The 24,617-nt window shown below is 63.0% G+C and carries 20 protein-coding genes; 14 read left to right on the plus strand and 6 right to left on the minus strand.

Annotated features, from left to right (window positions below; all coding sequences use genetic code 11):
• Both AAFN84_RS22445 and AAFN84_RS22450 read right to left on the minus strand, forming a co-directional pair.
• A partial coding sequence (locus AAFN84_RS22445) for a HAMP domain-containing protein (RefSeq protein ID WP_347516948.1) occupies positions 1-1,110 on the minus strand: 1,110 nt, incomplete at its 3' end.
• A 246-nt stretch (positions 1,111-1,356) separates the two neighbouring features.
• A complete protein-coding gene (locus tag AAFN84_RS22450; RefSeq protein WP_347516949.1) occupies positions 1,357-4,776 on the minus strand; it encodes an indolepyruvate ferredoxin oxidoreductase family protein in 3,420 nt (1,139 codons plus the stop codon).
• A gap of 142 nt (positions 4,777-4,918) precedes the next feature.
• On the opposite strand from AAFN84_RS22450, the gene AAFN84_RS22455 reads away from it, so the two are divergent.
• Both AAFN84_RS22455 and AAFN84_RS22460 read left to right on the plus strand, forming a co-directional pair.
• Positions 4,919-5,380 carry an Lrp/AsnC family transcriptional regulator gene (locus AAFN84_RS22455; RefSeq protein WP_347516950.1) on the plus strand — a complete coding sequence of 154 codons (462 nt, stop codon included), beginning with the start codon at positions 4,919-4,921 and terminating at the stop codon, positions 5,378-5,380.
• Positions 5,381-5,438: 58 nt separating this feature from the next.
• Positions 5,439-6,623, plus strand: a complete 1,185-nt coding sequence (locus AAFN84_RS22460; protein ID WP_347516951.1) for a diguanylate cyclase — start codon at positions 5,439-5,441, stop codon at positions 6,621-6,623.
• Here AAFN84_RS22460 and AAFN84_RS22465 read toward each other — a convergent pair whose 3' ends face one another.
• The gene (locus AAFN84_RS22465) at positions 6,624-7,451 is read right to left on the minus strand and encodes a ferredoxin--NADP reductase (protein ID WP_347516952.1); all 828 of its coding nucleotides are present in this window, start codon (positions 7,449-7,451) and stop codon (positions 6,624-6,626) included.
• A 188-nt stretch (positions 7,452-7,639) separates the two neighbouring features.
• Between AAFN84_RS22465 and AAFN84_RS22470 the strand changes: the two genes are divergently transcribed.
• Both AAFN84_RS22470 and AAFN84_RS22475 read left to right on the plus strand, forming a co-directional pair.
• Complete coding sequence (locus tag AAFN84_RS22470) at positions 7,640-9,700, plus strand: hydantoinase/oxoprolinase family protein (protein WP_347516953.1); 2,061 nt, start codon at positions 7,640-7,642, stop codon at positions 9,698-9,700.
• Positions 9,697-11,433: a hydantoinase B/oxoprolinase family protein gene (locus AAFN84_RS22475; protein ID WP_347516954.1), complete on the plus strand. Its 1,737-nt coding sequence runs from the start codon at positions 9,697-9,699 to the stop codon at positions 11,431-11,433. Before AAFN84_RS22470 ends, AAFN84_RS22475 begins: the two co-directional genes overlap by 4 nt.
• Before the next feature lie 48 nt (positions 11,434-11,481).
• Here AAFN84_RS22475 and AAFN84_RS22480 read toward each other — a convergent pair whose 3' ends face one another.
• Entirely contained in the window at positions 11,482-11,829 is a 348-nt protein-coding gene (locus AAFN84_RS22480) for a RidA family protein (protein ID WP_347516955.1), read from the minus strand.
• 63 nt (positions 11,830-11,892) lie between these two features.
• Entirely contained in the window at positions 11,893-12,774 is an 882-nt protein-coding gene (locus tag AAFN84_RS22485; protein WP_347516956.1) for a LysR family transcriptional regulator, read from the minus strand.
• A gap of 149 nt (positions 12,775-12,923) precedes the next feature.
• Between AAFN84_RS22485 and AAFN84_RS22490 the strand changes: the two genes are divergently transcribed.
• Together AAFN84_RS22490 and AAFN84_RS22495 are read left to right on the plus strand one after the other, a co-directional pair.
• On the plus strand, positions 12,924-14,420 hold the full coding sequence (locus AAFN84_RS22490) for a CoA-acylating methylmalonate-semialdehyde dehydrogenase (RefSeq protein WP_347516957.1): 1,497 nt from the start codon (positions 12,924-12,926) through the stop codon (positions 14,418-14,420).
• Between the two features lie 208 nt (positions 14,421-14,628).
• A complete protein-coding gene (locus tag AAFN84_RS22495; protein ID WP_347516958.1) occupies positions 14,629-15,018 on the plus strand; it encodes a hypothetical protein in 390 nt (129 codons plus the stop codon).
• 5 nt (positions 15,019-15,023) lie between these two features.
• Here the strand turns inward: AAFN84_RS22495 and AAFN84_RS22500 are convergent, their stop codons facing one another.
• Positions 15,024-15,671: a GntR family transcriptional regulator gene (locus AAFN84_RS22500; protein WP_347516959.1), complete on the minus strand. Its 648-nt coding sequence runs from the start codon at positions 15,669-15,671 to the stop codon at positions 15,024-15,026.
• A gap of 185 nt (positions 15,672-15,856) precedes the next feature.
• Here AAFN84_RS22500 and AAFN84_RS22505 point away from each other — a divergent pair, with 185 nt between their 5' ends.
• From AAFN84_RS22505 to AAFN84_RS22540, 8 genes are all read left to right on the plus strand, one after another.
• Positions 15,857-17,125: an FAD-binding oxidoreductase gene (locus tag AAFN84_RS22505; protein WP_347516960.1), complete on the plus strand. Its 1,269-nt coding sequence runs from the start codon at positions 15,857-15,859 to the stop codon at positions 17,123-17,125.
• A gap of 7 nt (positions 17,126-17,132) precedes the next feature.
• Positions 17,133-18,134 carry a 4-hydroxyproline epimerase gene (locus AAFN84_RS22510; protein ID WP_347516961.1) on the plus strand — a complete coding sequence of 334 codons (1,002 nt, stop codon included), beginning with the start codon at positions 17,133-17,135 and terminating at the stop codon, positions 18,132-18,134.
• A gap of 304 nt (positions 18,135-18,438) precedes the next feature.
• Positions 18,439-19,368 carry a branched-chain amino acid ABC transporter permease LivH gene (locus tag AAFN84_RS22515; protein WP_347516962.1) on the plus strand — a complete coding sequence of 310 codons (930 nt, stop codon included), beginning with the start codon at positions 18,439-18,441 and terminating at the stop codon, positions 19,366-19,368.
• Positions 19,368-20,819, plus strand: a complete 1,452-nt coding sequence (livM, locus tag AAFN84_RS22520; RefSeq protein ID WP_347516963.1) for a high-affinity branched-chain amino acid ABC transporter permease LivM — start codon at positions 19,368-19,370, stop codon at positions 20,817-20,819. The genes AAFN84_RS22515 and livM overlap by 1 nt, the downstream gene beginning before the upstream one ends.
• Positions 20,820-20,833: 14 nt before the next feature.
• A complete protein-coding gene (locus AAFN84_RS22525) occupies positions 20,834-22,132 on the plus strand; it encodes an ATP-binding cassette domain-containing protein (protein ID WP_347517231.1) in 1,299 nt (432 codons plus the stop codon).
• Positions 22,129-22,866 (plus strand): ABC transporter ATP-binding protein, encoded by a 738-nt coding sequence (locus AAFN84_RS22530; protein WP_347516964.1) that lies wholly within the window; start codon positions 22,129-22,131, stop codon positions 22,864-22,866. Before AAFN84_RS22525 ends, AAFN84_RS22530 begins: the two co-directional genes overlap by 4 nt.
• 14 nt (positions 22,867-22,880) lie before the next feature.
• Positions 22,881-23,213, plus strand: coding sequence for a DUF6867 family protein (locus tag AAFN84_RS22535; protein ID WP_347516965.1), 333 nt, complete (start codon positions 22,881-22,883; stop codon positions 23,211-23,213).
• Between the two features lie 187 nt (positions 23,214-23,400).
• Positions 23,401-24,501, plus strand: coding sequence for a branched-chain amino acid ABC transporter substrate-binding protein (locus AAFN84_RS22540; RefSeq protein WP_347516966.1), 1,101 nt, complete (start codon positions 23,401-23,403; stop codon positions 24,499-24,501).
• The last annotated feature ends 116 nt before the right edge of the window (positions 24,502-24,617 follow it).

Below are 24,617 nucleotides of genomic sequence, written 5' to 3' on the forward strand. Positions count from 1 at the left end.
GTCGTCGGCGGCCTGGCTGACTTCGCTGGTGCCGGAGCGCATGCCGCCAATGGCGCCCGAGATCGTCGACATCGTCTCCTCGAGCTGGTCGGCGGTGCGGTTGAAGTCGTCCTTCAGCTTCTGCGTCTTCGGAGCGAATGGCGCCGTGATGCGATAGGTCAGGTCGCCAGAAGCCAACGCCGACAGGCCATCGGCCAGCGAGGAGATCGCAACATGGTCCTCCTCGGCGACACGGGCCTTCTCGCTCTCGTTGCGGGCCCGCTCGGCCTCGCTCAGCGAGCGCTCTTCCTCGGTCCGGCCCTCAAGCCGCAGCTTCTCGATCGCGGCTTCCTTGAACACCAGCACAGCACGCGCCATCTCGCCGATCTCGTCCTTGCGCGACACAGCAGGAACCTCGACAGAGTTCTCGCCAGACGCCAGACGGCCCATTACCGAGGTAAGGGCGCTGACAGGGCGAGCGATGCTTCGCGAGAGAAGGTAGCCCAGCACTATCGAGATCAGGACGGCACCGAGAAGTCCCAGATACAGCACGGTTTCGGTCAATGCTTCCGCGGCATTGCGTATCGCCACCGCTTCCGCCACTTCGGCGCGTTCGTCAGCCTGCATTGCGTCCATCGATTCCTCAATGGGAGCAATGAGTCCGTCTGCCTTGCCGCTCTGGCCTACGAGTTCGATTGCGCGAAAGCGGGTAATCGGATCGCGCGCGAGAATCACGCCAGCATCGACGATCTCTGCCTGCCAAGCGCTCATTGCAGCTTGTGCGGCGTCGATCCGTGCGACCATCTCGGCCTCATTATCGTGGCCGCGCTGCCATTCACGCAGGTTGTTGAGTTGTTCGTCGAACGCGGCTCGGTGGCTTGCCAGGCGCTCTATATAGTAAGCGTCGTTGCTCAGCAGAAATCCACGGAAGCTGTTCTCCTGCCGCGAGAGCCGGAACTGAGCGTTGGTGATCGTATCAATGGAGCGGCTCGCCGTGGCTTCGGCCTCGACTGCCTGTTCCAACCTTTGCAGGTTCCAGACCATCGTTGCACACATCAAGATGATGGTTGCAACGACCGCAAAAAAGGCAAGCCCGAGCTTGCGCGATATCGACAGATTTGAGAAGGACACGCGAGACCCCCGTAATTCGTGTTCGTGCTCCGCCGAATCACCGGAGCGCCCCTCGCGCATCGTGATCAATGCGCTCCTAACACATCGTCTGACAAGATTAATAAGATGCTAATGGAAGCGATCGAAAGCCGCCAAAATTAGCTTTCCCTAACGTTATGAGGCGTCGTTTCGTAGCCGAATTGGTCCGTCTGCCGAAAGGCGGATCGACCGATTTGAACGGAAATAAGCGTTGCGGCGGGCGTTCGTTCAGCCCGCCATCGCCGCTTCCACCTCGGCCTTGACACGAAGTGCGGCTTGGTCCTTGACCGGTCCATATCCACGTATCTGCATCGGCAGCGACAGCAGTCGAGCCAGCTCGGAATGAGACTGCGCAGACAGACGCTCCAGCGCCATGTCGATAACCTTTTCGTACCAATCGATGAGGCCGCGTTCCATCCGGCGTTCGGCAGTGTAGCCGAACGGATCGAAGGCGGTGCCGCGCAGACGCTTCATGCGGGCAAGCAGCCTTAACGGCATTCTTATCCATGGCCCGAAACTGCGCTTGAGGGGGCGGCCCCGCGCATCACGCGCTGCATTCAGGAACGGCGGCGCGAGGTGGTGGACGATGCGAAACTCGCCATCGAAGTCGCGCTTCAACGCCTCGGCGAATCCGGTCTCGCAATGCAGTCTCGCGACCTCGTATTCGTCCTTGTATGCCATAAGCTTGAAGAGAGACCGCGCGACCGCCGTTGTCACCTGCTCCGAGCCGCATGGGGCCTCGGCGGCGCGAACACGGTCCAAGACCATGCGGTAATGCGCGGCATAGGCCGCATCTTGGTAGTCGGTCAGGAACTCCGCCCGGCGAGCGATCAGATCGTCGAGGGTTTCGCCCTTGGGTTTCGCGGGCGCGATAAGGTCGGCGAGGCGATCAGGCATCGCAGCCGCGATGCGACCGAGCAGGAAGGCGCGATTATTGGCTTCGGTGGCGACTCCGTTCAACTCGATTGCCTGGGCAAGTGCAGCCGCACCGACCGGAACAAGCCCCTGCTGCCAGGCAAAACCGAGCATCATCACATTGGCGAACACGCCGTCGCCCATCAGGCGCTCGGCCAATAGATTGGCGTCGACCGCGGCCAGATCCGCCGCGACGCCCCTGATGGCGGCAATCCGCTGGTCCACGGCGAGGTCGGCGTCACGCCTGCGCACGATGTCTCCGGTGGGCATCTTTGCGAGGTTGACCACCGCCTTCATGCCCGGCCGATAGCTGGCCGAGGCCTTGGGGGACGAAGAAACGACGACGTCGCAGCCGATCAGGGCGTCGGCCGCGCCTTCGTCGATGCGCACCTGGTTGATCGCCTGCGGTGACGAGGCAATGCGCACGAATGACAGGACCGGCCCGAACTTCTGTGCGAAGCCGGTGAAATCGAGGACGGAAGACCCCTTGGCTTCCAGATGCGCCGCCATGGTGACCAGCGCGCCGATGGTGACGACGCCGGTGCCGCCGACCCCGGTGATCAGCAGATCGAACGGGCGGTCGAGCGCCGGCAGTTCGGGTTCTGGCAGGTTCGCCGACACTCCAGCCAGGTCAATTTCCACGCCGGATTTCCTGCGTCGCGTGGCCCCTTCGAGCGTGACGAAGCTCGGGCAGAAGCCGTTGATGCAGGAGAAGTCCTTGTTGCAGGACGACTGGTTGATGGCGCGCTTGGTGCCGAATTCAGTCTCGATGGGCTCGACCGACAGGCAGTTCGACTCCACCGAGCAATCGCCGCAGCCTTCGCAGACAAGGTCGTTGATGACGACGATCCTTTTCGGATCCTCCATCGTGCCGCGCTTGCGGCGCCGACGCTTCTCGGTGGCGCATGTCTGCTCGTAGATGAGCACGGAGACGCCCTTGACCTCACGCAATTCGCGCTGGACCGCGTCGAGATCACGCCTGCCGTGGATGGTGGTGCCGGCAGGGAAGTCGCGCACGGAGAATTTCTCCGGTGCGTCGCTGACGAGCGCAATGCGCTCCACGCCTTCCGCACGCACCTCATGGGCGATCGCTTGCACGGAGACCGGCCCGTCGACAGGCTGGCCGCCGGTCATCGCGACTGCGTCGTTATAAAGGATCTTGTAGGTGATGTTGGCTTTTGCGGCGATCGCCTGCCGGATCGCCATCGATCCGGAATGATACCAGGTGCCCTCACCCAGGTTCTGGAAGATATGGCCCTTGCCTGTGAACAGCGAGGATGCCGCCCAGTTTACGCCTTCTCCGCCCATCTGGATCAGCGAGGTGGTTTCACGATCCATCCAGCTCGCCATGAAATGGCAGCCGATCCCGGCAAGCGCCTTGGAGCCTTCCGGAACCTTGGTCGACGTGTTGTGCGGACAACCGGAGCAGAAATAGGGCGTGCGGGTCGCGCCTTCTACGCTGATCGAAATGGCTGGCGCGCCGCATATTTGGGCAGCGCGCTCGCCGAAGTCACGCCCCGGAAAAAGGCCGTCCAGCCGCTTTGCCACGATCGGTAAGAGCAGGCGCGGCGACAATTCGCCGGTCCATGGTACGAGACGTTCGCCGGCTTCGTCGCGCTTGCCCACCATACGCTTCGGCTTGTCGCCCGGCCAATCGTAGAAATATTCCTTGAACTGGCTTTCGATGATGCCGCGCTTTTCCTCGACGACGAGCACCTCTTCCTTGCCGCGCACGAAGTCGAGCGCGTCGCGGCGGGCAAGCGGCCACACCATGCCGACCTTGTAGATGTCGATGCCGAGTTCCCGGCATTCTGCTTCGCCGATGCCCAGCAGCCGCAGCGCCTCCATCAGGTCGAGATGGCCCTTGCCGGTCGTCACGATGCCAAAGCGCGCATCCCGGACGTCGTAGATGTGACGGTCGATGGGATTGGCGTCGGCGAAGGCAAGAACGGCCTGCTTCTTGGCCTCCATGCGCTCTTCGATCTGCGGGCCCGGCAGGTCGGGCCAGCGATAGTGCAGACCGCCGGCCGGCCCGTCGAAGTCAGGCTCGTGGAAGGCGCGGTCCTGCTGGAGGTCGAAGGATGCGGCGGATTCCACGGTTTCGGAGACGGCCTTGAAGCCGACCCACATGCCGGAAAAGCGTGAAAGGGCGTAACCCCATTCGCCGAATGCGAGGTATTCGGACACGCTTGCCGGATTGAGGGTCGGCATGAACCAGGCCATGAAGGCGACGTCCGACTGATGTGGCATCGAGGACGAGACGCAGCCATGGTCGTCGCCCGCGACCACCAGCACGCCGCCATGGGGCGACGAGCCATAGGCGTTGCCATGCTTGAGCGCGTCGCCGGCCCGGTCGACACCGGGACCCTTGCCGTACCAAAGGGCGAACACGCCATCGACGGTGCGTTCCGGGTTCGTTTCCACCTGCTGCGACCCCAGAACAGCGGTTGCGGCGAGGTCCTCGTTCACCGCCGGCAGAAACTCGATCCCGGCTTCGGAGATGAGTCGCGTGTTCTTCCATAGTTCAAGGTCGACCCCACCAAGAGGAGACCCGCGATAACCGGAGACGAAGCCGCCGGTGTTCAAACCGGCGGCGCGGTCCCTGCGTGACTGGTCGAGCGCGATACGGACCAGCGCCTGTGTGCCTGTCATGAAGACCCGGCCGGATTGCTGCGCATAGCGATCGTCCAGGCGATAGCGGGACAGGTCCCGGCGCGGTTCGTGAGCGGTCATGGGTGCCTCCTTGCGGTGCCTAGAGCAATTCTACTCCAGACGAAGCGGAAGAACTTTCCATTTTGACCCCAGTGTCGCCTGTATGTGATAGGATCACCCAAACGATGCCAAAAAATGAAAGAATTGACCGATGGAGGGCTAGGTGGAGAAACTAACGGAACAGGATCGGCGCCTTCTGGCCGCACTGCAGGCGAATGCGCGAATTTCGAACCAGGAACTGGCCGAAAAGGTGGGGATGTCGGCCTCCGCATGCTGGCGACGCGTGCGTGCGCTGGAACAGGCGGGCGCCATCCGGCGCTACGCCGCCATTCTTGACGGGCCAAGCGTTGGGCAAGCGTTCCATGCGGTGGTTCACGTCATGCTGGCGCGGCACGATCACAGCCATGTCGACACGTTCATCGCGGAGGTGCAACGTCGCCCCGAGGTGCTGGACTGCTTTGCGGTCACCGGCGAGGCCGATTACCATCTGCGGGTCACCTGCGAGGATCTCGACGCCTATAACCGATTCCTTGAAGGGTTTCTGTTTCGCCTGCCGGGCATCGCCAATGTGCGGACAAATCTCGTCTTGAAGACCATCAAGCAGGAGACGGCGCTGCCGCTGTGAGCGCGTTAAGCAGCGGTTCACCAAGAATATTGGGGCTGGCGATCCGCGGACGGCTTGCATGCTAGAGCGTCTGCCACTCAACGGCAGGCGCTACGAAAACATGGCAATCGACCAGGCTTCACTCTTCATCGCGACGGGGATCTGCTGCGCGGCGCTGGGGCTGACGATGCTGAGCGCCTGGGTTCACAACCGCGCAGATGACTTCCTCGCCGGCTGGACGCTGGGCATGCTGCTTCTGGGGGCAGGCGTGCTCCTCAATTACAGCTATCCGGCCGACCGGCTGGCGATCGTCGCCATGGCTTTCACGCTGGAGACCATCGGTTTCGTGGTCGTCTATCTCGCCGCTCGGCAATTTACTGGCCGCGCGGCGTCGCGCAGAACAGCACTGGCGCTGTTGGTCGCGGTTCCGCCCGTGACGGTGCCGATCGTATTCGGCTTCGACGGTATCGGCATCGCCGTCTACAATCTCGTCGCAGGTGCCTTTCTGGCCGCAACCGGGCTGCAATACTGGTCGGTGCGTGCAGAGGCTCGCTCGAGCATCACGGCCCTGACTGCGCTGTATGTGCTTACCGCACTCTCCTTTTTCGCCTGCGGCACGATCATGCTTCATGAAGGCAGTTGGGTGCTTCTGCGCCATCCGGACAATTGGGCCGAGAAGTTCAACGCGATCATGTGCATCATCGGCATCACCGGTATCGGGGCATTGTCGCTGGGGCTGAACAACGCCCGCGCTGCACGCAGGCATCGCGACGAAGCGCGCACCGACGCGCTGACCGGCCTGCTCAATCGCCGCGCCCTCTTCGACGGGTTCTCACGGGCTCGGCTCGACCCCGGCCATGCCGTGATCGCCTTCGACCTCGATCATTTCAAGGCCATCAACGATCGCCATGGCCATGCAGCGGGCGACGAGGTGCTTCGCCGCTTTGCGATGGCCTTGTCCCAGAACCTGCGTGACGGCGACATGGCGGCGCGCACCGGTGGCGAGGAGTTCGTTCTGGTTCTGCACCACGCGTCGCATCAGGTGGCGACAAGCACCGCCGAGCGGATCCGTGCGATATTCGCCGACGATAAGGTTACAACCGCCGGGCACACGATCATCGCCACGGCAAGTGCCGGCGTGGCGTTCGTTTCAGGGCAAAGCGAGAGCTTCGAAGCAGTTCTGCATCGTGCCGACAAGTCGCTTTATCGCGCCAAGGATGGCGGTCGCAACAGGGTCGTCACGCAGTTGCAGGCAGTGGCCTGACTATCCGACGAAGGCGCGCTCGACGACGAATTCGGCGGGCTTGTTGTTGGAGCCTTCCACCAACCCAAAGCCTTCGACAAGCGCCTTCACGTCGCGGATCATGTCCATCGAACCGCAGATCATCACCCGATCGACCGCGGGATCGAAGGGCTCGACGCCGAGATCGGAAAACAGCGCGCGGTTCTCGATCAGCGTCGTGATCCGCCCCATGCGTGGGTGGTCCTCGCGCGTCGTCGTCGCGTGATGGCGAAAGCGTCCATCGACCAGTTCACCGATCAGCGGGTCTTCGATCAAGCCCTTGGCAAGGTCGTTGCCATAGACGAGTTCGCCGACGTCGCGGCAGGTGTGCGTGAGGAAGACCTGCTCGAACTTCTCGTATGTTTCCGGATCGCGCATCAGACTGGCAAACGGGGCGATCCCGGTGCCGGTGGAAATCATCCACAGGCGCTTGGCCGGGGTGAGGGCGTCGAGGACCAGCGTACCTGTGGACTTCTGGCGCATCAGCACGGTGTCGCCGGGCTGGATCTTCTGCAGGTGCTGCGTCAGCGGGCCGTCCGGAACCTTGATCGAATAGAATTCGATTTCCTCGTCCCAGGCGGGGCTGGCGATCGAGTAGGCGCGGAATACCGGCTTTTCCGCGTTTGGCAGACCGATCATGACGAATTCGCCCGAGCGGAAGCGGAAGCTCTGCGGCCGGGTGATGCGGAAGGAGAACAACCGGTCGGTATAATGCTTCACCGAGACCACGCGCTCTGCGTGAACGCCTGCGGGGATCGGAAATTCGGTGGGCCGTGCGAGGCTGGTGTCCGGGTGCGCGGCTGTGTTCATTCCTGCCGTCCTGTCGATTGATACTGTGGCTGGGAGCCGTATCGCGAAACATGTCGCAGCGAGGGCAAGGGTCGATGCTTGCCACTGAAGTTTATTAGTATACAAATGAATAATGCGTCAAGATCAGGGCATGGTCGGGTGTTCCAAATTGTACGTGCAGGGCAGGTTGTTCATTCCGGATTCGTGCGATGAATGAGAAAACGACAGCCCGTGGCACTGTCGTCGGCATCGATGTCGGTGGCACCTTCACCGATTTGCTGCTTGTCGAGCAGGCCAGCGGCAAGGTCAGGGTCGCCAAGGTCCCCACGACGGTCGACAACCAGTCATATGGGGTCGTTGCCGCGCTGGAAAAGACCGGAGTGCCGATCGCCGACATCGACCTGATCGTCCATGGCACGACGACGACAACCAATGCCGTGCTGGAACGTCGTCTGGCCCGAACCGGCATGATCACCACGGCCGGCTTTCGCGACGTGATCGAGCTCGGCCGGCGCACGCGTCCTCAACCATACGGCATGACCGGGGTTTTCGTGCCTGTCATCCCCCGCAATCTCCGGCTCGAAGTCGCGGAAAGACTGGAAGCGTCGGGCGCCGTCCGCGTGCCGCTTGATGAGGACGGCGTGCGTGCCGCCGTGCGCCAGCTTCTGGATGCGGGCTGCGAGTCCCTGGTCATCCATTTCCTGCATTCCTATGCCAATCCGGCGCACGAACTCCGCGCGGCCGAAATCGCGCGTTCTGTGTGGCCGAACGAACACGTCACGACGGGTCATTCGCTTCTGTCGGAAGCGCGCGAATTCGAGCGCGGGGTGACGGCGGCGGTGAATGCCTCGGTCCAGCCCATTCTCAAGCGCTATGTCAGCCGGCTGGCGGACGAACTGCGCGATCGCGGTTACAGCCGCGACTTCCTCGTCATGAACGGCAATGGCGGCATGATCTCGGCGCGGTTCGTTGCCGACGAGGCGGCCAAGACAGTGATGTCGGGTCCTGCATCCGGCGTCATGGCCGCCGCCTACACGGCGCGCCGCGCGGGCATGCCCAACGTCGTCACCTACGACATGGGTGGCACCTCGACCGACGTCGCGCTGATCCGCAACGCCCAGCCCTCGGTCTCCAACGAGATCGAGATCGAATACGCGATGCCGATCCATGTGCCCATGGTGGATGTCCACACCGTCGGCGCCGGCGGCGGATCGATCGCCCGCGTCGACGAGGCCGGGCTCATCCGTGTCGGTCCGGAAAGCGCGGGCGCGACGCCGGGGCCGATCTGCTACGGCCGAGGCGGTACGCAGCCAACCATCTCCGACGCCAATCTCGTGCTGGGCAGGCTGAACCCAAGGAAGCTGCTCGCCGTCGACAGCCCGGTTTCGGTGGAGGCGGTCACCGGCATCTTCGCGGATCGGATCGGCAGGCCGGCAGGACTGGACGGCGTCGCCGCGGCGGGCGCGGTGCTGCGCCTCGGCAATCTCAAGATGGCGGGTGCCATCCGCATGGTATCCGTCGCCAAGGGTCATGATCCGCGCGACTTTGCGCTCTTCGCATTCGGCGGAGCGGGGCCGCTCCACGCATGCGCGCTGGCTCGGGAACTGTCGATCCCGCGTGTGCTCGTGCCTGCAAGGCCGGGCATCACCAATGCGCTGGGCTGCGTGGTCGCGGATCTGCGCCATGACTTCGTGCGCACCGTCAACAGGCCGGTCGCCTCACTCGACGAGGACCACGTCGCCGCGATCCTGCGGCAGCAGGCTGAAGATGGCCGCTCGCTGATCGACAAGGAAGCGATCCAGCCGGATTCGCTGCGCTTCGTCCACTCCGCCGACATGCAGTTCGTTGGCCAGACACATCTCATCAACGTGCCGCTTCCCGGCCCATCCATCGGACGCGACGCGTTGCAGGAGCTGTTCGACAAGGCCTACTACGCACGATTCAAGGTATCGCTGCCGGAGATCCGCGCCAATCTCGTCAATCTCAACACCTCGGTCATCGGCGTGCGGCCCGAGATCGACTTGTCGACCCTGATCGATCCCGCCGGCCGCGAAGAGACACTCGAGGCGGCACTGCTGGAAATGCGGCCGGTCTGGTTCGACGGGCAGTGGATCGATACGCCTGTCTACGCCCGCGAGAAACTTCCTCTCGACGCCGCCATCACCGGGCCAGCCATCCTCGAACAGCTCGACGCGACGACGGTGATCGAGCCGGGCGACCGGGCGACAGGCGACCACGAAGGCAACATCATCATCGAGGTGGGACGATGACCGTGCTCGACGCCATCACCCTGTCGGTCATCGAAGCGGGGTTGCAGCAGGTCTGCGACGAGATGGACCTCGCCTTCTCGCGCTCCGCGTTTTCGCCGATCATCGCCGAGGCCAACGACCGCTCGGACGGGATCTATTCCGCTGAGGACGGCTCACTGATCGCGCAGGGCGTCGGTGGCCTGCCGGTTTTCGTCGGCGTCATGCAATATTCGACCCGCACGATCATCGAGATGATTGCCGGCGGTCGGTGCCTGCCGCCTGAAGAGGGCGACGTCTACATCGTCAACGATCCCTATCTCGGCGGCACGCATCTCATGGACGTGCGTTTTGCCATGCCGGTCTTTCGGGATGGGCGCATCTTCTGCTGGATGTCGAATACCGGGCACTGGCCGGACATCGGCGGTGCGGTGCCCGGCGGGTTTTCTGCATCCGCAACGGCGGTGGAACAGGAAGGGCTGCGCCTGCCGCCGGTGAAGCTGTTCAAGAAGGGCGTGCTTGACCCGGAAATCTACGCCATCATCACGTCCAACATCCGCATTGCGGAACAACGCATCGGCGACATCAAGGCGCAGGCGGCGGCGCTGCATGTGGGGCAGATGCGTCTGTTCGAAATGCTGGATCGTTACGGAGACGAAACAGTCATAAATGCGATCGCGGAGTTGCGCAATCGCGCGGCCAGCCAGATGCGCAGCAAGATCGCATCGATGGCCGACGGCACCTATTCGGGCATTGCCTATGTCGATTCCGACGGCGTCGTGGACGAACCGCTCGAAATACGGCTTGCAATCACCAAGCAGGGCGAAACCCTGACGTTCGATTTCGCCGGGTCCAGCCCGCCGTGCATCGGGCCAATGAACTCGGTACTGGCGACGACACACTCGTCTGTCTATCTGGCAATGCGTCACATCTTCCCGGACGTGCCGATCAGCGCTGGTGCGTTCGAGCCACTGGTGATCAGGCGCCCGGAAGGAACCTTCCTCGACGCGCATTATCCGCGACCGGTGTCGGGCTGTGCGGCGGAAGTGTCACAGCGCATCGCCGAGGCGGTGTTTTCGGCAATGGTCAAGGCACTGCCGGACAAGGTGACCGCCGCGCCCGCCGGCTCGAGCGGCAATTTCAGCCTTGGCGGCTTCGATCCGGTGCGCAACCGTCCGTTCGTGCTCTATCAGCTTTCGGGCGGCGGCTATGGCGGAAATGTCGACCATGACGGGCTTTGCAACGGCTGCTCGACCATCGGCATCTCCAAGTCTCCGCCGGTCGAGATCATGGAGCAGGGCTACCCCATCCTCTACAATCACTATCGCCTGCGCGAGGGCTCTGGCGGCGCGGGCAAGCATCGTGGCGGCATGGGGCTGGACTACGAGATCGAATTGCTGCGCGGCGACGCGCGGGCGTCCTTCGTCATGGACCATGGGCGCTTCGGTCCGCCAGGGGCGCTCGGTGGCGAGGATGGTGCGGTCAATACGGTGACGGTGTTTCGCGATGGCGGAGCGCATGTGCCCAAGCACCTGTCCAAGGAGCAGGACATCGCGATGACGGCGGGCGACCGGGTGCGGGTCGGCACACCAGGCGGCGGTGGCTATGGCGAGCCATTCGCGCGCGCCGCCGAGACGGTGCTCGACGACGTGCGGCTCGGCTACTACACGGCAGTGCAGGCCCGCAGCCTCTTCGGCGTGGCGATCGACGGCGACCAGGTCGATGCCGCAGAGACCGCCAGTCAGCGTAGACGCTGAGACCGACGCGCACCCGGGGCCGGGCGCACGTCATCTCGATTCCGTAGGTCAGCCGTTCTGCGCGGCGATGATGATGATCTCGACCTTGAATTTTGGCGCGGCGAGCTTTGCCTCGCCGGTGGCGCGAGCGGGCGCATTGCCGGGCGCGACCCACGCATCCCATGCCTCGTTCATCTCGGCGAAATCCGCCATGTCCGACAGCCAGATCTGTGCCGACAGGATTCGTTCCTTGGACGAGTTCGACAGCGCCAGCAGCCGGTCTACCTGGGCCAGGATCGACTGGGTCTGCTCCTTCACGCTGGTGCCTTCGCCCACTTGGCCGGCGAGGTAGACGACGCCGTTGTGGATGTTGGCCTGGCTCATGCGCGGGCCGGACTCGTGACGGATGATGTCCATGGATCGTTCCTTCTGGTTGCGTCGACTTGCGTTCTATTGGGTCGGGCTTTGTCCGGCAATGGTTCAAGCGAAACTTGTCCGCTCGGCCTCGACGGCGGCTGCGATGAAGGCCGACACCACCTGGACCCGCCGCAGCGGGCGGACGGTCTCGTGATACACAAGCCAGTATGCGCGGCGGATGGGCGGTGAAATGGGAAGCGCTACCAGATCGTCGTGAACCCGGGCGATGAAGCTGTGCAGGATGCCTATCCCCGCGCCTGAGCGCACCGCCTCGACCTGGCCCAGGGCCGAGGAAACCGCGAAACTCGCCTGCCAGTCGGGCATGATTTCCGGTCCGTAGTCCAGCGACAGGCTTATCAGCAGGTCCGGCACATAGCCGATCAGCCGGTGCCGCTTGAGGTCGGCCAATGTGTCCGGAACGCCGTGCGTGTCCAAATAGGCTCGCGATGCGTAAAGACCGAGCGTGTAGTCAACCAGTTTGCCGGCTATCAATCGACCCTCGGTGGGCCGCTCCACGGTTATGGCGATGTCTGCTTCACGGCGTGAAAGCGAAAACGAGCGCGGGACCGGCACAAGCTGGATCGACAGTTCCGGATAGCGTTCCGTCAGCGCGCCGAGGCGGGGCGCGAGGAACGCCACGCCGAATCCATCCGGTGCGCCGATACGGACCACGCCGGAAATCTCGTCGCTTTCGCCTGCGACTTCGGCGCGCGCGGCGATCATGTCCGCCTCTATGCGTTCGGCCACAGCGAGGAAGCGCTCGCCTTCCTCGGTCAATTCAGAGCCGGTTGTTAGCCGGCGAAAGAGTTTTGCGCCGAGCGCACGCTCCAGTGCCGCGATGCGCCGCGATACGGTTGCGTGGTTCAGCTCCAGTCGCCGCGCCGCGCCGAGGATCTGTCCCGCCCGCGCGACCGCGAGAAAGACGCGCACATCATCCCAGTTCATGAAGCTCTCCTGACTTCAAGTATTGCAGCAAATGAAGAGCGAAAGCACAAGGGCATCAATCCGCGCACATCGGTTGCGGGCGGGCTCGCGTTGCATTGCCGCAGACGAAGGAGTTGAATGTGTCCAACCAAACGCCAGGGAGAGACATCATGCTCGACATCGGACATTTCATCGGCGGCAAGCGCGTTGCCGGCAAGAGCGGCCGCAGCCAGGACATCATGCAGCCGATGGACGGAAGCGTTCGCGGCAAGATCGCGCTCGCTTCGCAGGACGAGCTACGGGAAGCGGTCGCGAACGCCAAGGCGGCGCAGCCGGCATGGGCGGCAACAAACCCGCAGCGCCGTGTGCGTGTGCTGATGAAGTTCCTCGATCTGGTCCACAACGAGTATGACGAACTGGCCGAGATGCTGGCGCGCGAGCACGGCAAGACCATCGCCGACGCCAAGGGCGACATCCAGCGTGGGCTTGAGGTCGTGGAAGTCTGCATAGGCGCGCCACACTTGATGAAGGGCGAGTTCACCGATGGCGCCGGGCCGGGCATCGACGTCTATTCGATGCGCCAGGCGCTCGGAGTTGTCGCCGGCATCACGCCCTTCAACTTCCCCGCAATGATCCCGCTGTGGAAGATCGCCCCGGCGATCGCCTGCGGCAATGCCTTCATCCTGAAGCCGTCGGAGCGCGACCCGTCCGTGCCGATGCGTATCGCCGAACTCTTCATCGAGGCGGGCCTGCCGGCCGGCATCCTCAATGTCGTCAATGGTGACAAGGAAGTCGTGGACGCGATCCTCGACGATCCGGACATCAAGGCCGTCGGCTTCGTCGGCTCGACGCCGATCGCGCAGTACATCTATTCCCGCGCCACAGCGAACGGGAAGCGCGCCCAGTGTTTTGGCGGCGCCAAGAACCACATGATCATCATGCCCGACGCCGATATGGACCAGACCGTGGATGCGTTGATCGGTGCCGGCTACGGGTCGGCTGGCGAACGCTGCATGGCGATCTCGGTCGCGGTGCCCGTGGGCAAGGAAACCGCCGACCGGCTGCTGGAAAAGCTGGTTCCCCGCGTGGAGAGCCTGAAGGTCGGGCCGTCGACCGACAATTCTGCCGATTTCGGGCCGCTGGTGACCAAGCAGGCGCTGGAACGCGTGAAAGGGTATGTCGATATCGGCATCAAGGAAGGCGCCAAGCTCGTGGTGGACGGGCGCAACTTCACCATGCAGGGCTACGAGAACGGCTATTACATGGGCGGCTGCCTGTTCGACGACGTCACGGCCGACATGCGCATCTACAAGGAAGAAATCTTCGGGCCGGTGCTGGCTGTCGTACGTGCCAACACCTACGAAAACGCGATCCAGCTCGCCAACGACCACGAGATGGGCAATGGCGTGGCGATCTTCACCCGCGACGGCGATGCCGCGCGCGACTTTGCAAGCCGCGTTCAGGTCGGCATGGTCGGGGTCAACGTACCGATCCCCGTGCCGATTGCCTACTATACCTTCGGCGGCTGGAAGGCGTCGTCCTTCGGCGATCTGAACCAGCACGGCGCCGACGCTTTCCGCTTCTACACCAAGACCAAGACGGTGACTTCGCGCTGGCCGTCCGGGGTCAAGGATGGTGCGGAATTCGTCATTCCCACTATGAACTGATCGCAACGTCGAACTGCTTTCAACGGGCGCCTGCGGGCGCCCGTTTCGTATGAGCCAGCAAGGGGCAGGGAGCGGCGACAAGTATTCGTGATGGAACGATATGGGGCCGAGAGTCTTTAAATCTGCAAGTTCCCGACGCTGAAAGCGCCGGAATAGCGAACCCAGAGAGCCGTGCACCAGATCGAGATGCCGGCATAAGGAGGCTGCAATGGCACGCGTTTCGCTTATCCTGTCTGCATTGACCGCCGGCGCCATTCTGGCCGCCTCTCCCCTCGCATCCGCAACCAACAGCGAGCCCGCTGCGCCGCAGCCGCTTCCCGTGCAGACCGTGCAGGAGCAGTTGCCCGCCGAGAGCGCCAACATGCTCAGCATGTCGATGTGCGGCGACCGTGATCAGGTTCTCACCGAACTCGCCCAGCAGTTCCGCGAGAAGCCGATGGCGGTTGGACAGGTCGACGGCAATGCTGTGGTCGAAATCCTGGTCTCGGAGACGGGCAGCTGGACCATTCTTGCAACTGGAACGGATGGCCAGAGCTGCATCGTTTCGGCCGGTGAAGGCTTCGAGAGCACGACGCTGGTGCGTGGCATCGACGCCTGATGCAGTTAACGTCTGGCCCGGGCCTGTTCGGCGAGTTTTCGAAGCATCGCCATCAGGCGTTCGGCCTCGCGCGCGGCATGTTTTTCGTCGCCATCAAGGATGGCGCCGATGAGTCCGACATGGTGCTCGGCGGACTGCGCGAGGCCTGAGTCGATCTGGTAGCGATACCAGAATCTGCGGCTGTGCGTTTGCAGCGGCGACGCCACTCTGGCGGCATAGATATTCTCCGCCGCCGCCGCGATGATCTCGTCGACGAGCTTGTCCGCTTCCAGAAAGGCGAGAACGTTTCCCGCCACGACCGCCTTGTTCATGGCCATCGCTGCCAGGCGTAGTCGCGATGCACCCTCCGGCATGATGTTCCGGGCTGCCGAGCGCGCCAGAACGGTTTCAACCCCCATTCGCGCATCGATCACGAGCATCCAGTCGCTCACGTGAAGTGGCGCGATGGCAAGACCCGAGCGGGGCCGCACATCAACTAGACCTTCCCATGCCAAACGCTGGATCGCCTCGCGTACGGGTGTGCGGCCGAGCGCGAGACGTTCGATGAGATCGGCTTGCGTCAGGACGCTGCCCGGTGGCAGTTCCAAGGTGACGATCATCCGCTCGAGCGCACGATAGGCGCGAGCAGAAGTCGGGTCGGATGCCTTTTCCATGGCTGAACGAAGTCCTGTCTCACACAGAAATGTCCATTGGAGAGAGTCGCATTGACAGGGTTCTCCGCGCCTAGATATATCACTGATATATCAGACTGTGCATCACGTATTCCATATCTCGACGTGACAAACGATCTCGTGCAGAACGTCGGAACAAGCCGAAGTTGCGTTGCAAGGATACAGCAGTGGCGGGACTCGAAGGACGGGAAGCAGACGTCGTCATCGTTGGGGGCGGGATCATCGGCATCTGCGCCGCAATTCACCTCGCCGAGGCCGGGCGTCAGGTGACCGTGATCGACCGAACCGGCATCTGCGAGGAGACGAGTTCCGGCAACGCGGCGGCGCTCGCATTTTCCGACATCCTGCCGCTCGCGCAGAAGGGCATGTTGCGCAACTTGCCCCGGTGGCTGATGGATCCGCTCGGGCCGCTGGCGATCCCACCCGCGTACCTGCCGCGCCTGCTGCCCTGGCTGATGCGGTTCTGGCGCGCCGGATGGCCTGACCGTCATGAATCGAGCCTCGCGGCCCAGGCGTCGCTGATGAAGCTTGCCGAAAGCGAATGGATGTCGCTGATGGACCGGTCAGGCACGCGGCAGATGCTGCGCGAGGACGGTTCGCTGGAGCTCTACGAGAGCGAGGCGGAGTTTCGCGCTTCGCTGCCCGGCTGGAAAGCACGTGAAAGCCATGGCGTCGAATTCTGCCATGTCGAGGGCGACGAACTCGCGCGACTGCAACCCGGCCTCGCGCCACAATTCGTGAAGGGCACGTTCGTTCCAGGCTGGAAGACGGTGGCCGACCCGAAACTGCTGGGCAAGGCACTGTGGACATACGCGCAGGGATTGGGTGCTCAGTTGCGGATCGCGACGGTCGAGCAATTGCGGACGGTAGCGACGGGCCAATCGGAAAGCATGATCGAGCTTCGGCTCGGGGACGGCGAGGTCCTGAGATGCTGGGACCTGGTGATCTGCGCCGGCGCGTGGTCGCACACGCTGGCCCGACTCGCAGGAGATCGCATACCTCTTGAGACCGAGCGCGGCTACAACACCACCTTGCCAGCGGGGGCATTCGACCTGAAGCGCCAGCTCATCTTCTCGGGCCACGGCTTCGTCGTCACGCCGCTGGAAACGGGTATCCGGGTTGGTGGCGCGGTTGAACTTGCGGGGCTGAAGAGGCCGCCGGACTATCGCCGTTCCAAGGCCATGCTCGAGAAGGCGCAGCGCTTCCTGCCGGGCATCGACCCGAAGGGTGGGCGCGCGTGGATGGGCTATCGCCCGTCGCTGCCGGATTCCCTGCCGGTCATAGGCGCCGCTTCGTCGCCCCATGTCTTCTATGCCTTCGGTCATGGCCATCTCGGCCTCACCCAGGCCGCCGCAACGGGCCGGCTCGTCAGTGAGCTTGTGGCTGCCCGCCCGCCGGCGCTAAATCTCACCCCGTTCTCACCGCAACGATTCTGAGGCAACGATGCCGCGCCACTCTTTCTTCTGCATTGACGGACACACTTGCGGAAACCCCGTCCGCCTCGTGGCCGGTGGAGGCCCTAGGCTTGATGGCGCCACGATGATGGAAAAGCGGGCGCATTTCCTTTCCGAATATGACTGGATCCGCAAGGGGCTGATGTTCGAGCCGCGCGGCCACGACATGATGTCGGGATCGATCCTCTATCCGCCCACACGCGACGATTGCGACGTCGGCATCCTGTTCATCGAGACGTCGGGCTGCCTGCCGATGTGCGGGCACGGTACCATCGGAACGGTGACGATGGCGATCGAGCACGGGCTCGTGACGCCAAAAACGCCAGGCGTGCTGCGCCTCGATACGCCTGCGGGGCTGGTCGTTGCCGAGTATCGCCAGGACGGAGAGCATGTCGAGGAAGTACGCATCACCAACGTGCCATCCTTCCTCTATGCAGAAGGGTTGGAGGTCGAATGTCCGGATCTGGGACCGTTGCGCGTCGATGTCGCTTATGGCGGCAATTTCTATGCAATCGTGGATCCGCAGGAGAATTTCTCCGACATCGCCGACCACACGGCTGGCCAACTGATCGCGTGGAGCCCGGTCTTGCGGCAGCGGCTGAACGAAGCCTATTCGTTCTCGCATCCGGAGAACCCGGCGATCGACAGGCTCACGCACATTCTGTGGACGGGCCGGCCGACGGTGGAGGGTGCCCATGCCCGCAATGCCGTCTTCTATGGCGATAAGGCGATCGACCGCTCGCCCTGCGGTACCGGCACGTCGGCGCGCATGGCGCAGCTTCACGCCAAGGGCAAGCTGCGGACGGGCGACGCCTTTGTCCATGAATCGATCATCGGCTCGCTGTTCAAGGGCCGGATCGAGCGCGAGGTGCAGGTGGGAAGCAAGTCGGGCATTGTTCCCTCGATCGCCGGCTGGGCCCGCATGACAGGCCTCAACACCATCTTCATCGAAGACCGCGATCCGTTCGCGCATGGCTTTTCCGTATTGTGAAGCATGTCGATCCGGTCGGGCCGGAATCAGTCGAACTTGCAAACAGCACGGGAAAATCCCGGTGAACATGCATGCCACCGGCGCAATATCGGCTCTCGATGCGCGGACATTGCGCCAGTCCGGTGATAGTTTCCGCCGCGCTCAATACTCGACCGCAGGATTGGCAGGGGTCCGATCAGCAGTGCGAAAGTTGCCGGGTAGCGCGAATTTAATCGTTGCAATCCGGCATCGACGGGCTAGGACTAGGGGAACCAAATAAAAGGATGCGCCGGCAAGGCGACGTTCTCGAGGGGTTGCGTAAACAATGGAATATTTCGTTCAGCAGCTTATCAACGGGCTGACGCTGGGCTCCATCTATGGCCTGATCGCGATCGGCTACACGATGGTCTACGGCATCATCGGCATGATCAACTTCGCCCATGGCGACATCTTCATGATCGGCTCGTTCATCGCCCTTGCGACCTTCCTTGTCCTGACGACGGTGCTCGGCTTCGCCTTCCTGCCGGTGGTCCTTCTAATCGTTCTGATCGTCTCCATGCTGTTCACCTCGGCCTGGGGGTGGACGGTCGAGCGTCTGGCCTACCGGCCGTTGCGCGGTTCGTTCCGCCTGGCGCCGCTGATCACCGCCATCGGCATGTCGATCGTGCTGCAGAACTTCGTCCAGGTGACGCAAGGCGCGCGCGTCAAGCCACTGCCGCCGCAAATCCAGGGCGGTATCACGCTGTGGGAAGGTTCAGCAGAGAGCGGGCAGATGGCCGTTCAGCTTTCCTACATGCAGATCATCATCATTCTCACGACGCTGGCGTTGATGACGGCCTTCACGCTGATCATCTCGCGCACCTCGCTCGGTCGCGCCCAGCGGGCGTGCGAGCAGGACCGCAAAATGGCGGCACTGCTTGGCGTCAATGTCGATCGCACGATTTCGCTGACCTTCGTGATGGGCGCAGCACTCGCGGCCGTCGCGGGCCTGATGTTCCTGCTGCTCTACGGCGTCATCGACTTCTATATCGGCTTCCTCGCCGGCGTTAAGGCCTTCACCGCCGCGGTCCTCGGCGGCATCGGATCGCTGCCGGGCGCCATGCTGGGGGGGCTGCTCATCGGCCTGATCGAGGTCTTCTGGTCCGGCTATTTCAGTGTGGAGTACAAGGATGTGGCGGCGTTCTCCATCCTCGCCATCGTGCTGATCTTCCTGCCTTCGGGCCTGCTTGGCAAACCGGAAGTGGAGAAGGTGTAATGGCGACGGCGACTCCTCCATCTTCCGAACAGAAGCCCGTCGGGGCGCAGCGCGATGCCGAGCGTCGCGCCGCCGCGCCGCTCAAGGCGAACGCGTCCGGTGACAACACGCTTGCCGCGTCCATCAAGAGCGCGGCGGTGGCGGCATTCCTCGTTGCGGTTCTCGGCATCTTCTTCTTCGCGCTTCGTACCGACATTGCACCAGGCGGGCTGGACATAACCACCCGCTGGGGTCTCTGGTTCACGGCGATCGTGATCGTGTTCGCGGGCCGTCTGTTGCTGAACCTGTTCGTGTTCAACACCGACCGTCCGGTCACGCGCATGCTGACGGGGGCCGGAAGCGGGATCGGGACGGCCTTGCCGGACCTTGGCAAATGGCTCGGGAGGGCGCTCTTCGCCTTCGCGATCGTGCTGCCGTTCTTCTTCATTATCTTCTTCCCGTCCCAGCAGCGCCAATACATCGACCTCGCCATCCTGATCATGACCTACATCATGCTCGGCTGGGGCCTGAACATCGTCGTGGGCCTCGCAGGGCTGCTCGATCTCGGCTACGTCGCCTTCTATGCCGTCGGCGCCTATTCGTTCGCGCTGCTGTCGACCTATTTCGACTTCATCGGGTTCTGGGTGGCGCTGCCGCTGGCCGGCATCCTGGCGGCCTTCTGGGGCGTGATCCTCGGCTTTCCGGTGCTGCGCCTGCGCGGTGACTATCTCGCCATCGTGACGCTGGCCTTCGGCGAAATCATCCGAGTGGTGCTTCTCAACTGGTACGAATTCACCGGTGGTCCGAACGGTATTTCCGGAATCCCGAAGCCGACATTCTTCGGCCTCGAATTTGCGCGCGGGGAGGGTGGCTTCGCCGACTTCTTCGGCCTCGAATTCTCGACGATCCACCGCTTCGTCTATCTGTATTACATCATCTTCCTGCTCGCGATCATCACCAATATCGTGACGATGCGGCTGCGGCGGCTGCCCGTCGGGCGCGCCTGGGAAGCGTTGCGCGAAGACGAGATCGCCTGCCGGTCGCTGGGCATCAACACAACCAACACGAAGCTGACGGCCTTCGCCATCGGCGCGATGTTCGGCGGCTTCGCCGGGTCGTTCTTCGCCACGCGGCAAGGGTTCATTTCGCCGGAGAGCTTCACCTTCCTCGAGTCCGCCATCATCCTGGCGATCGTCGTGCTGGGTGGTCTTGGATCCCAAATCGGCGTGGTGATCGCATCGATCGTGATGATCGGCGGCATCGAAATGCTGCGCAATATCGGCTTCCTCGGCGAGATCTTTGGCTCGGGCTTCGATCCGACGCAATATCGCATGCTGATTTTCGGCCTCGCCATGGTGCTGATCATGGTCTGGAAGCCGCGCGGCCTGGTCTCGACTCGAGAGCCCTCGGCCGTGCTCAAGGAGAAGAAGAAGATCGGCGCCGACATGGTCGCGCAGGGCGAGGGACACTGATGGCTTCCGCAGCGATGCAGGCGCCGGCCGTGGCCGGCGGAGAAAAGAACTGGGATGTCGATCCCGTTCTTAGCGTCGAACACCTGACGATGCGCTTTGGCGGCCTTGTCGCCATCAACGACCTGTCTTTCAATGTCGGGCGTGGCCAGATCACCGCCCTGATCGGCCCCAACGGCGCGGGCAAGACGACCGTCTTCAACTGCGTCACCGGCTTCTACAAGCCGACCGAGGGCCGCATTGTGATGCGTCATGGCCCCGGCCGCCAGCAGGAGGCCATCGACAAGCTCACCTCAGGCGGGCTGAAATGGCAAAAGACGCAGGAAGGGGCCGTGTTCCTGCTGGAGCGCATGCCCGACTTCGAAATCTCGCAGCAGGCGCGTGTCGCCCGCACTTTCCAGAACATCCGCCTGTTCGGCGGCATGACGGTGCTGGAGAACCTCCTGGTGGCGCAGCACAATGCGTTGATGAAGGCGTCTGTCTTCACTGTCGGCGGCATCATCGGCATCCCCGGTTTCCGCAAGGCGGAGAGCGAAGCGATCGACAGGGCGGTCTACTGGCTGGAGCAGGTGCGGCTGATAGACCGCGCAGACGACCCGGCGGCGGACCTGCCCTATGGCGCCCAGCGCCGCCTCGAGATCGCACGGGCGATGTGCACGGGGCCGCAACTGCTCTGCCTGGACGAACCCGCCGCAGGTCTCAATCCGCGCGAATCCGCAGAGCTCAACGAGCTGCTTCAATACATCCGTGCCAACCATGAGACGTCCATCCTGCTCATTGAGCATGACATGGGCGTGGTGATGGAGATCTCCGACCACATTGTGGTGCTCGACTACGGCGTGAAGATATCGGATGGCGCCGCCGATTTCGTGCGCAACGATCCAAGCGTCATCGCCGCCTATCTCGGCGTCGAGGACGAAGAGATCGAGGTCGTTCCCGAGGTCGCGTCTCTGGTTGAGGAAGGCCTCGGCAAGGACGCAGCCGGGAAGGCAGACACCGATGTAACGGCCACGGTTTCGCCGGCAATTTCCAGCGAGGCCGAGCATCCCGGCAAGAAGCCCGCCGGGATGTCTGCACCGCGCGAAGCCGGCGCAGACAAGCTGACCCGGATCAAGGGTGTTGGTCCCGTGAACGAGAAAAAGCTCAACGGCCTCGGCATCTGGCATTTCGACCAGATTTCGGCTTGGAAGAAGGCCGAGGTCGAGTGGGTAGGCTCATATCTGGCCTTCCCCGGACGCATCGAGCGCGAGGACTGGGTCGGGCAGGCCAAGGCATTGGCCAAGACGAACGGGCGCAAGGCGGGAGGCGCGAAATGAGCACTGCGGCGCAATCCCCGCTTCTTTCGGTTCGCGGGGTCGAAACCTATTATGGCAAGATCGTCGCCCTGCGGGGGGTCGATGTCGATGTCGAGCGTGGCGAAATCGTCACGCTGATCGGTGCCAACGGCGCAGGCAAGTCGACGCTGATGATGACGATCTGCGGCAGCCCGCAGGCTCGCACCGGCAGCATCGTCTATGATGGCCAGGACATCACCACGATGCCGACGCACGAAATCATGCGCATGGGCATCGCGCAGTCGCCGGAAGGGCGGCGTATCTTCGCGCGCATGACGGTGCTGGAAAATCTCCAGATGGGCGCGCAACTCGTCGACCCGAAGCATTTCGACGAGGATCTGCGCAAGGTCTACACGCTGTTCCCGCGCCTGAAGGAGCGCGCTTCCCAGCGCGGCGGCACGCTGTCGGGCGGTGAACAGCAGATGCTGGCGATCGCGCGCGCGCTGATGAGCCGCCCGAAGCTGCTTCTACTGGACGAGCCGTCGCTTGGGCTCGCGCCGCTGATCGTGAAGCAGATTTTCGAGGCGGTGAAGGAACTGAACCGTAATGAGGGCCTGACGGTCTTCCTGGTTGAGCAGAACGCATTCCATGCGCTCAAGCTCGCGCATCGCGGCTATGTGATGGTCAACGGCAACATCACCATGAGTGGTACCGGCGCGGAACTTCTGAAACGGGAGGAAGTGCGCGCCGCCTACCTCGAAGGCGGACGCCACTGAGCGGGGACGAGACGATGGAACACGAAAACTCGCTGATTTGGGAAGTGACCTTCTGGGAATTTCTGTTCGTCACGGTGATGCTTGCCGGCGGGGCAGCCTATCTCACGGGCCGCGCCATCGCCAATTCATGGCTCGGAACCAAGCATGTGGTCGCCTACATGGTCCTTCTGGCCGCAGCGACCCGCTTCATCCATTTCGCCCTGTTCCAGGGTACGCTTCTGTCGGTGCACTACTACCTGGTCGATCTCATCGTCTTGATCGTGATCGCCACGCTCGGTTTCCGGATGACACGCGCCAAGCAAATGTCGCGACAGTACCGCTTCCTTACCGCGGGAAGCGGTCGCTGAAAGCCAAGCCAAAAGACAAGACGGGGGTTGTACTTCCGTCAAAAGTTCGACGATCGAGCCTTTATTTCATTCGGAAATTGGGCTTGTATGTCGTTCAAGCGGGTTGGGAACACCCGCAGGTCGCCGTCCCGGGGTCAGAACACCATCCCCATCGGCGCGTCTTTCTCAGGTGTTTATGGGAGCAATCATGAAGAAGACACTCTTGGCAGGCGTAGCGCTCGGCTTCGCTTTCTCGAGCCCCGCATTTGCGGACATCGCGATCGGCGTTGCCGGTCCGATGACAGGCCAGTACGCCGCTTTCGGCGAGCAGATGAAGGCGGGCGCCGAACAGGCCGTCGAAGACATCAACGAAGCCGGCGGCGTCAACGGCGAAATGCTCACCCTTGAAGTCGGCGACGATGCCTGCGATCCGCGGCAGGCGGTTTCGGTCGCCAACCAGATGGCCGGCAACGGCGTCGTGTTCATGGCAGGCCATTTCTGCTCGGGCTCGTCGATCCCGGCGTCTGCCGTCTACGCCGAGGAAGGCATCATCCAGATATCGCCGGCGTCGACCAACCCGACCTTCACGGACGAGCGTCCGGGCCCGGGCATCTTCCGCACCTGCGGACGCGATGATCAGCAGGGCGAAGTCGCCGGCAAGTTCCTGCGCGAAAACTTCCCGGACGCCAAGATCGCATTCGTCCACGACAAGACCGCTTATGGCATGGGTCTCGCCGACGCCACGATGGCCGTTTACGAAGAAGCTGGCGGCACGCCGGCGCTCTACGAAGCCTACACGGCTGGCGAGAAGGACTACACGGCGCTTGTGTCGAAGCTCAACGAAGAGGGCGTCGACGTGCTCTATGTCGGCGGTTATCACACCGAGGCAGGCCTGATGGCCCGCCAGATGCGCGAGCAGGGCATGGACACCGTGCTGGTATCTGGCGATGCGCTGGTGACTGACGAGTACTGGGCGATCACCGGCGACGCTGGTGAAGGCACGCTGATGACCTTCTCGCCGGATCCGCGCAAGAACGAAGTGGCTGCTCCGGTCGTGGAGAAGATGGAGGCCGCCGGCCGCTCCACCGAAGGCTACTCGCTCTACACCTACGCCGCGATCCAGGCTTGGGCAGCAGCCGTCGAAGCAGCCGGCTCGGTCGACTTCGACCCGGTCGTTGCGGCGCTCAACGACGGTACGTTCGACACCGTGCTCGGTTCGCTCGACTTCGACGACAAGGGCGACGTCACCCTGCCGGGCTACGTCTTCTACGAGTGGAAGGACGGCGCATACGACTATCTCGAGCAGTAAGCTGCAACAGGTATCGATGTGACTTTGGCCCGGCGCATCGCGCCGGGCCATTTCTTTGCGGCCGGAGTTTGCAGTGCAGCATTTTCTGGCTAAGGATAGCGCGCCTCAATTGCATT

It is taken from the genome of Mesorhizobium sp. CAU 1741, assembly GCF_039839275.1.
Taxonomy (GTDB): Bacteria; Pseudomonadota; Alphaproteobacteria; order Rhizobiales; family Rhizobiaceae; genus Aerobium.

Coding starts and splice junctions, on each gene's coding strand:
- AAFN84_RS22450 (WP_347516949.1), bottom strand. CDS start 4,776: ATGACCGCTCACGAACCGCGCCGGGACCTGTCCCGCTATCGCCTGGAC.
- AAFN84_RS22460 (WP_347516951.1), top strand. CDS start 5,439: ATGCTAGAGCGTCTGCCACTCAACGGCAGGCGCTACGAAAACATGGCA.
- AAFN84_RS22465 (WP_347516952.1), bottom strand. CDS start 7,451: ATGAACACAGCCGCGCACCCGGACACCAGCCTCGCACGGCCCACCGAA.
- AAFN84_RS22470 (WP_347516953.1), top strand. CDS start 7,640: ATGAATGAGAAAACGACAGCCCGTGGCACTGTCGTCGGCATCGATGTC.
- AAFN84_RS22475 (WP_347516954.1), top strand. CDS start 9,697: ATGACCGTGCTCGACGCCATCACCCTGTCGGTCATCGAAGCGGGGTTG.
- AAFN84_RS22480 (WP_347516955.1), bottom strand. CDS start 11,829: ATGGACATCATCCGTCACGAGTCCGGCCCGCGCATGAGCCAGGCCAAC.
- AAFN84_RS22485 (WP_347516956.1), bottom strand. CDS start 12,774: ATGAACTGGGATGATGTGCGCGTCTTTCTCGCGGTCGCGCGGGCGGGA.
- AAFN84_RS22490 (WP_347516957.1), top strand. CDS start 12,924: ATGCTCGACATCGGACATTTCATCGGCGGCAAGCGCGTTGCCGGCAAG.
- AAFN84_RS22495 (WP_347516958.1), top strand. CDS start 14,629: ATGGCACGCGTTTCGCTTATCCTGTCTGCATTGACCGCCGGCGCCATT.
- AAFN84_RS22500 (WP_347516959.1), bottom strand. CDS start 15,671: ATGGAAAAGGCATCCGACCCGACTTCTGCTCGCGCCTATCGTGCGCTC.
- AAFN84_RS22510 (WP_347516961.1), top strand. CDS start 17,133: ATGCCGCGCCACTCTTTCTTCTGCATTGACGGACACACTTGCGGAAAC.
- AAFN84_RS22515 (WP_347516962.1), top strand. CDS start 18,439: ATGGAATATTTCGTTCAGCAGCTTATCAACGGGCTGACGCTGGGCTCC.
- livM (WP_347516963.1), top strand. CDS start 19,368: ATGGCGACGGCGACTCCTCCATCTTCCGAACAGAAGCCCGTCGGGGCG.
- AAFN84_RS22525 (WP_347517231.1), top strand. CDS start 20,834: ATGCAGGCGCCGGCCGTGGCCGGCGGAGAAAAGAACTGGGATGTCGAT.
- AAFN84_RS22530 (WP_347516964.1), top strand. CDS start 22,129: ATGAGCACTGCGGCGCAATCCCCGCTTCTTTCGGTTCGCGGGGTCGAA.
- AAFN84_RS22535 (WP_347516965.1), top strand. CDS start 22,881: ATGGAACACGAAAACTCGCTGATTTGGGAAGTGACCTTCTGGGAATTT.
- AAFN84_RS22540 (WP_347516966.1), top strand. CDS start 23,401: ATGAAGAAGACACTCTTGGCAGGCGTAGCGCTCGGCTTCGCTTTCTCG.